The sequence below is a fragment of the Streptococcus pseudopneumoniae genome (assembly GCF_001072315.1).
Taxonomy (GTDB): Bacteria; Bacillota; Bacilli; order Lactobacillales; family Streptococcaceae; genus Streptococcus; species Streptococcus pseudopneumoniae_R.
Genome location: NZ_JVLI01000020.1, coordinates 1 through 265 on the forward strand (window position 1 = coordinate 1; position 265 = coordinate 265).

The following is a 265-nucleotide window of genomic DNA, read 5'->3' on the forward strand; positions in this document are numbered from 1 at the left end:
TCCAGCTAAAGACAAAGTAGTAAAAGTTGGAAATGTGGAAAAGATAGTGTCACCTATAGAAATCACTGAGTTGAGAAAAGATAACCCTGAACTTCCAAAAGGAAAAGAAGAGGTTGAAGATGCAGGTGAGCAAGGGGAAACAACCGTCACTAAAACTTATGAAGTTAATCCGGAGACAGGAGAGTTATCAAATCCAGTAGAAAAAACTGAAACAACTAAAGCTATGCGCCAAAAAGTAATCTTGGTTGGTACTAAAGAAGACACT

Annotated in this window: 1 protein-coding gene; it reads left to right on the forward strand. The window is 37.7% G+C overall.

Annotation, left to right across the window (positions count from 1 at the left end; translation table 11 throughout):
• The coding region (locus tag ADH54_RS00975; RefSeq protein ID WP_049523523.1) for a G5 domain-containing protein at positions 1 to 265 on the forward strand (265 nt) is incomplete at both ends.